This is a genomic window from Candidatus Hydrogenedentota bacterium (genome assembly GCA_019695095.1).
Classification (GTDB): domain Bacteria; phylum Hydrogenedentota; class Hydrogenedentia; order Hydrogenedentales; family SLHB01; genus JAIBAQ01.
The window spans coordinates 1-6,944 of sequence record JAIBAQ010000254.1; the positions used below are offsets into that span (position 1 = coordinate 1).

General features: G+C 55.8%; 6 protein-coding genes. All 6 read right to left on the minus strand.

The window, feature by feature from the left end; translation table 11 throughout:
• Positions 1–261 precede the first annotated feature (261 nt).
• Positions 262–1,833: an SAM-dependent DNA methyltransferase gene (locus tag K1Y02_24040; GenBank protein ID MBX7259452.1), complete on the minus strand. Its 1,572-nt coding sequence runs from the start codon at positions 1,831–1,833 to the stop codon at positions 262–264.
• 18 nt (positions 1,834–1,851) lie between these two features.
• Positions 1,852–2,346, minus strand: a complete 495-nt coding sequence (locus tag K1Y02_24045) for a hypothetical protein (GenBank protein MBX7259453.1) — start codon at positions 2,344–2,346, stop codon at positions 1,852–1,854.
• A gap of 345 nt (positions 2,347–2,691) precedes the next feature.
• The gene (locus K1Y02_24050; GenBank protein ID MBX7259454.1) at positions 2,692–4,122 is read right to left on the minus strand and encodes a trimethylamine methyltransferase family protein; all 1,431 of its coding nucleotides are present in this window, start codon (positions 4,120–4,122) and stop codon (positions 2,692–2,694) included.
• A gap of 2 nt (positions 4,123–4,124) precedes the next feature.
• A complete protein-coding gene (locus tag K1Y02_24055) occupies positions 4,125–4,913 on the minus strand; it encodes a TIM barrel protein (GenBank protein MBX7259455.1) in 789 nt (262 codons plus the stop codon).
• A gap of 16 nt (positions 4,914–4,929) precedes the next feature.
• Positions 4,930–6,513 (minus strand): sodium/solute symporter, encoded by a 1,584-nt coding sequence (locus K1Y02_24060; protein MBX7259456.1) that lies wholly within the window; start codon positions 6,511–6,513, stop codon positions 4,930–4,932.
• Between the two features lie 144 nt (positions 6,514–6,657).
• Positions 6,658–6,944 (minus strand): hypothetical protein (locus tag K1Y02_24065; protein ID MBX7259457.1); only part of this gene is annotated, 287 nt, incomplete at its 5' end.

The following is a 6,944-nucleotide window of genomic DNA, read 5'->3' on the forward strand; positions in this document are numbered from 1 at the left end:
GTCTCGCTGTAACTGCTGACGCCGCCTTCCCGCTGGAATACCGCCTCCAAATCGCGGGCCAACTGACCGCCGGCGCCCAGGACCAATGCGTGCATACAACCTCGCTGATGAGTGAGGCACGATTGTAGCAGCTTGGCGGGAGGGATGGAATCTGTCGAAGTAGACAATGGAGAAGTAGTTGATTTCTCGGAACTTCCTGTTGAGGACATCGAATTCGTTGCAGTTGTATGACTTACGCCTCAATCCTCCAGAGGCAACATTTTACCGGGTCCGAGATGCACGTCCGCGCGCGCTCAACGGCACAGGGAGTCTCCTTGTTCTATATTTTACTCGCTCTTCAAAAACTAATACTCCTTGACGATCAGACTCAAGACACGAAGAAGACAAGTATTCGATGGCTTTCTCCTCTTGTCCTGCATGTACGGCTAATTTCTTAAGATCGATACGCTTAAGGATTTCGATAGTAATAGGCCTTTTCGCGTCCCTGAATACAAGAGATGATATAAATCGCTGGGCAGTATCACGGTTCAGGAGATTAGCAAAGTAATCGGCCTCAGCCTTGGATTCACAGGGGACGAAGTAACAAGTGTCGTCAACCATGACTGGTTTACCTGCAGCGGACCCTATAGCCCGAAACTTGAAATTCTTGTAGAGCCCGGAAATTGCGACTTTTGCGGGTGAAAAGGAGTATTCACCCACGCCAAATACAGAGAAGCGAGGGCGATTCGCGTATATGGAACTGCCTCTGCGGTCCATGAATTCTGCGTGATCATTAAGGTACTGCCAAGTCTTGGGGGCTCTCTTCTCTATCTCGTCAGTAGGGTCGGCAACTCGACGCTGGGTCAGCAAGACGAAGCGTGTGGGTTTCAGCCTGTTGTTCGCCAAATCAGAGGACTTGAGCAGGGGAAACATGTAGCAATCCTCTAAGTCACAACACTCTCCCAGTCCGTTGATGAACGAATTGTTGACTCGAGTAAACTCCATGACCTTTGCGGCATCATGTTTCACTCCCGAGCGCCACTTTCGGTATTCCAAACCGTCAAGATCTCTTAGGGAACAATAGACATCTATGTCGGACACCAAATCTCCGGCACATAAGCCGAATGTCTGCATAGGCGTCTCGAACGAGAGATCGCGGTAAACAGTGGCCGTGGTATCGCTCCCCACGCTCCCTGTTCGTGCGTGCAGCAAACATGCGTCTACAGAAACACCAAACTCTGCGGCAGCATCGATTTGGTGAAGTGAAGCCGACCCAACACCAAGACCTTTAGTCCATGCGTGCCGTAGGACTTTGCGAGCTGTTGAGGTCTTGCAGAGCATAGCAAGTTCTGCCCGCGTTCCCTGGAGCGCCTCCAGCAGTCTTATTAGCATCCATTCGGAAATGTCGAAGTTGGCCTTTCCCGTCTTGGCAGCAAAGCCACCATGTCCCTGAAAGTTTGATTTCGCGGGGAGATTATTTCCTCTAATTACGCCCATTTCCGCATTGGTGATCCAAGGCGGATTACCCACAACGAGAAGAGGGGAAGGTTGCTCGCGGAAGAACTCGTGCCAATCTATGGTGTAGAAATCGCGCTGCTGAATAGTGACTGAAGGCAGTCCAATCTGCGCGAGCGCAGCGCTTGCTTCCCGTACATAAGCTGGATTGACATCAAACCCCCAGTACTTTGGCAGCTCGCCAAAAATCTCGGCGCTTGCACGTAGAAAGGCGCCCAGTCCGCATGTTGGCTCGATTACAGTGCACACATGGCCTTCACCTTTGCTCAACATAGCAACCACACGTCGTGCCAGCGACAGAGGAGTCTGAAAGTCTCCGAATTCCTTCTTAGAGATCAAAGCCGGGCTCCCATGTTGTCACCAGTCAATACTATCAAGGTCCTTAATGAACCGCCGGGAAAAGTCCTGGTGCTTCTTCTGCTCTTTCTCTCTGTACCTATCGTATGCTTTCAAGAAACCTCTGTAAAAGTCGCGCTTGGTCTGGGCATCGTCTAGCTTCAGCTCGCCGACCTTTTGAACGACACCGTATCCCTGAGCTTCTATTGAGAGACATTCCCAGCTAATGTGCTCAATAGGAATAGGCTCGGTCTCTTTCAGTATCTTCGGCTCGCCAGCTTCCTCCCTATAATCGACAAATATAAAACTAAGCTCATTCCGGTCTTCAAATACCCACTTATGCATCTTTTTTATCGATATCATGTTTGGCGCGTAGTTCTGCCTGTCCACGTTATTACTCTTGACGTTAACGGCGTGGTTAGCTGTTAGCATGAAATCGCCTACGGCCTTCCTTGTGGTAGTATTCTTGCCGTATTTTTGTGCAATCATCTGCTCGACCTTTTCATACGCATCCATGCTGGACAATTCCTCGTTCATATTGACTATTGGGCGCCTTCGTGCTGTTTGCGAGGGCGCATCATACTACCGATATGGAGCCAAGGAGCTCTCGTCTGACGATTGCCGCCCAGCCCGACCATTCAGACACGAATGCCAGAGTGTCGTTCGTGATCGCGAAAGCTTCTCTGATGTTCAGTGTAGCCTAAGCTGCATCACACCTCCAGGATCACTTCAGCACTTTCATGCCGAGCACGTCTTGCTGGGGGGCAGACACTGATGCGCACACCGGAATCACTCCATCGAAGGATGCAGAACTCACTACTCTGCGAACTTGAGATCGCTTGGAACACAGGAAATAACGAACTAGACGTCGTCAAGTCTGTGGTTACACATACTTTCCAGCGCTTTCCGCCGCGTGTCGTCCAGCACTCCACTCTCTGTCGCCCCCAGCTCTCCCGCCGCCTTCTTCGCTAATGCGTACGTATCCGGTGCGCCCTGGGCTTCCCATACGGAACGCGGGCCGCGCACGGCGACGCGTGGCATGAAGTACTCGTCGGAGTGCAGCCACTCGAGCGTGTGTTCGGAGGACAGGTATTCGGCGGCGTGCGGACCGTACTGCACGATGAGGTCTTTGGCGATGGTGTCTTTGTTTACGCGGACGCCCGCGGCGATCCGGCGCGACATCGCGGAAATCTCTTCGTCCATGACGAGTTGCTCGTGCGAGCAGGTCAGCCCCGTAGCGAACATGCCGCAGTTCACAATAAGGTCGTTGCCCGCGCCAACCGCGCAAAACGTACTGAGCGTCTTTTCCCACGCGTTTTGTTCGTCGTGGGCGTGGTTGTCGGAGTTGGGCGCGGTCGTATGCGTCGGCACGCCGTAGAACTTCCCGAGCTGCGCGCCCGCGATGCGGCAAATGGTCGTCTCGCACGAACCGACCAGCGCCGCGCCGGAGCGCATGTCGGAGGTGGTCCACGAGTTTGCGTAGAGCACGCGCGCGCCGGGACGGATCAGTTGCGTCAGCACGATTCCCGACAGGCATTCCGCGTTGTTCATGGTTAGCAGTCCCGCCAGCGTGTACGGCGCGGAGATTCCCGCAATAGGCTCCGGGAGTATCGCCAACGGCACGCCCGCCTCCACGGTATCGCGCAAAGCTTCGAGCACGCTGCCTTCCCAGAACAAGGGACTCGTCGGCGAGAGTTGCGAGATGCCATAGGGTTGCTTGCGCATGTCGCCGGGGTAGATGGCCGTAAGCATTTCAATGACTGTCTTGTTGATACGGCAATTGTCGGTGCTGAAGAAGATCGGCTTCTTGCTGTTTTCAACGCACGCCTTCACGCCGTACAACAGGGTCGTCTCGGGAATGGCGACATCTTGCGGCATGACGGGAATGCCGATCATGTCGATGTGCGGAAGCGCTTCGCAGATGCGCGCAAACATCTCAACGTCGGCCACGGTCGAGGGACGCGTCTTTCCGGATTCGGAATCCACCCAGAACACCGCATTGTGCCCTGCGGCAATGCGGGGCTCACTACCGCCCAGCGTGAACGCATACGCCCCGTCGCGATCGTACACCTCGAACGAATGCGGCACGGTCGCCAACGCGTCTTCGATACACGCGCGCGTCATCCGTACGCACCGCTTCTCCGCATCGATTTCCAGTCCACGCGATTTCACAAAGTCCAACATCGCCGGACTCAGCAGTTGTACGCCGCATTCCGAGAGAAGTTCGACGGAGGCCTTGTGGATGTCGCGTATCTCCTCGTCGGAGAGTACTTCGAGACGTGGCATTCGCATGATTACTGCCCCTTGAGGTGCGCGAGGGTCTGCCGCAACGATTGTTCGTCGTCCATGCTCGGAGCAAATTCGAGGCCGAATATGCCTTTGTATCCGGCCTCTTCGATCTGTTTGATGACGTAGGGATAACGTATCTCTCCGATGAACACCTCATTGCGCCCGGGCACGCCCGCCGAGTGGAAATGTCCGATCACGTCGATGTTGCCTTTGATGTGATCGACGAGATCGCCATCCATGATCTGCATGTGGTAGCAGTCGAACAAGAGCCTCAAGCGAGGCGAACCGATCGCCCGGCAAATCGCCGCGCCGAGGTCGCTCGACGTGAGCCAGTAGTTCGGATGATCGTGGCGATCGTTTAGCGGTTCCAGCAACAGCGTGATCCCCGCCTTCTCCGCAAGATCGACCGTGGCTTTGAGTCCCTCAATAACGGACTCGTACATGATCTCGTCGTCAAGGTCCGGAATTACATTCCCGGTGCACACGATGCTCGCGGGAATGTGCGCTTCCTTGTTGAACGCCAGCGTCTGCTTTGTGCGTTCGATCCATTCATCGCGTTTCAGGGGATCGGTCAACCCGCCGCCAATGCTCCCGTCCGGCGCGCCAATGACCGTGTTGGTGATACGCACGCCATGGCGTTCCGCAAGACGCGCCAACTCGCCCGGGGACCCGGAGTAACTCATGTCGACAAACCACATCTCGACATTCTTGAATCCGATTTCGGCGGCCTTCTCGATACGCTTCTCGAAAGGCAGTCCGGTAAGCGCCATTTCGATACACAATCCGAATTCCATGGTGCGTCTCCTTGCGTCACCAGAACGTGACGTATATCACCGCATACAGTAAACCCAACGCCAGCCACCAGAACCCCACGCGTTTGTACCACGCGCCGTACTTGGCGGCGACTTCTCCGGGCAACGCCAACATGGCGGGCGTCCAGTGCAGTTCCAGCGCCTCCTTCTTTGGCGTTTCGCGCGTGGCCAGACTCACTACTACCATGACGACGAAGCAGAGAATGCAGACGAAGCCGCCCAACACAAATGCGTTGGCAAAAGTCCCCGTCAGAATGGGATGGAACTTCTGGACGTACGGAATCGTCACCAGCGGAAACGAGAGCAGCATCGTGATTGTCGCTGCCGTACGCGTCGCGCCTTTCCACAACACGCCGAGCACAAACACCGCCACGGTGGGCCCTGCCATCAGCACCCACACGTCTTGGCAATACCGGAAGATGTGTTCCCATTGGCCCACGATCGGCGCGCAGACCAATCCAATCAGCAGAATAATCGTGCCGGACCAGCGGCCCACCACTACCAGGCGTACTTCCGGGGCCTCCGGCGCCAGGAACCGTTGATAGATGTCTATGGTGTAGACCGTTGCGGCGGAATTCACGAGACTGGATATCGTCGACATGATCGCCGCAACCAAACCGGCCAGTACGAGACCCTGTAGGGCGGGCGGCAAGAGATTGGTCACAAGATAAGGGTAAGCCGTGTTGGGATTGCTCAGGTTGGGGTTCATCGCATACGCAATCAATCCCGGGAACGATACGGCAAAGGCCAGAAGAATGCCCAGGAACCCGCAAAGCACCATGCCCATCTTGGCATGCCATTCGTCTTTCGCGCCAAGGCATCGCTGGTTGATGTACTGATTGGTGCAGTAATACCACGTGTTGGTGACCAAGGCCAGCGCGAGCATGGCCGGCCAGGGAAGGTCCGGATGATCGGCGGGCAGTATCAAGTGAGCGCGGTCGCCGGTTCCAACGATCGCGTCCCACCCGCCTTCCACGTGGTAGAGACCGAGGCCGAACACGAGCAGCCCTCCCAACAACAGCAGGACGCACTGAAACGCGTCGGTCCATGCGACGGAAGACAGCCCGCCGTAAACGGTGTATGCCCCCGTTACCACTGCCAGGAGAACGATGCAGACCCAAATGTTCAATCCGAACAAGGAGTTCAGAAGCAGCCCCCCCGAATAGAGGACCATCGCCAGATTGACGGCGGTATAGCTGACGATGGTCAGGAAAGCGAAGATCGTGCGCGATTCCGGTCCGTAACGGCGTTCAAGGAATTCCGGCATGGTGGTGACGTGGCAGCGCACGAAGAAGGGGGTGAATATCCAGATCAGAATCGTCAGAGCAGGAAAGATGAGCCATTCCCAGTTCGCTACCGCGAGACCGTAGGTGTAGGCAAATCCGACTTCGCCGATGAACTGTTCCGTGCTGATGCTCGCGGCAACCATCGACATGCCAACCGTATACCAGGGCAACCGCGATCCCGCCAGGAAGTACTCGCGAGCGTCGGTCTTCTCGCGCCTGCCTGCAATGAAACCAATGATGGCCGTCGCCACCAAATACGCCACCATAATGACGGCGTCGAGCATGCCCAATCGCACGAGTGCCCCCCTTCCCCGCTGGCGAACGGCCTCCGGCATAGTACCGGCGTCGCCGCAATTCGCGTGCGTCGGGCTAAACTAAGCGATGCCTCGGAGGCAATTCAAGCACACGATTGGTCCATCTACCTCGACTCGCTCTTGGTCTCAATTCCAGTTGAATGTCTTGATTCTTAAGTTCTCCTTCCGAACATGCACCCTCACAAACGTTGCTACACCCAGAAGCAGCATCGCGGCGAGTATCGTCCACGTGTTCAGAGGAACCAGGAAAGGATCGGCTAAGCCCACGACAAAGACGTAGTTGCCTACGGATCGTGCGTCGCCAACGATCTTGCCACCAGCTCCTCCCACACCAGCGCCATTGATCTCCACCGTGATCGTGTTTGCCGTGGTGTCGATGTCGCCATACAGGCGATCCGCGTAACCTGTTTCCG

What these genes read in the sequence shown, in the direction of transcription:
- K1Y02_24045 (MBX7259453.1), bottom strand. Translation starts at nt 2,346, where the DNA reads ATGGATGCGTATGAAAAGGTCGAGCAGATGATTGCACAAAAATACGGC.
- K1Y02_24050 (MBX7259454.1), bottom strand. Translation starts at nt 4,122, where the DNA reads ATGCGAATGCCACGTCTCGAAGTACTCTCCGACGAGGAGATACGCGAC.
- K1Y02_24055 (MBX7259455.1), bottom strand. Translation starts at nt 4,913, where the DNA reads ATGGAATTCGGATTGTGTATCGAAATGGCGCTTACCGGACTGCCTTTC.